At 52.3% G+C, this 281-nt stretch carries 1 protein-coding gene; it reads right to left on the reverse strand.

What is annotated here, in order from left to right; all coding sequences use genetic code 11:
- The coding region (locus tag L9G74_RS20235; RefSeq protein WP_238898569.1) for a hypothetical protein at positions 1 to 194 on the reverse strand (194 nt) is incomplete at its 3' end.
- Positions 195 to 281: the final 87 nt, after the last annotated feature.

Below are 281 nucleotides of genomic sequence, written 5' to 3' on the forward strand. Positions count from 1 at the left end.
ATTTGCAAAGAGTAACGGCAATCCCATTTTCTGCCAACGAGGAATTTATAAGTGTGATTCCTCTGTGTTGACAGGAACGCGGCGCATTGTCTTTCCTCCAAAACGCTGCTCATCACATCACGAAAATAGACGCCTGCCTCAACGACGCGGATATCCGCATTGTAGGTCAGATTCGCCCCGGTGCTATCACTCACCAACTGCCAATGACGTTGCGGATCGCCCTGTGTAGCGGGAGGGAAAGGCGAAAAGAACCCCTGTGAGGGGAGTGCCCAAGTGCTGGT

This window comes from Shewanella electrica (assembly GCF_022321485.1).
Lineage (GTDB): Bacteria > Pseudomonadota > Gammaproteobacteria > Enterobacterales > Shewanellaceae > Shewanella > Shewanella electrica.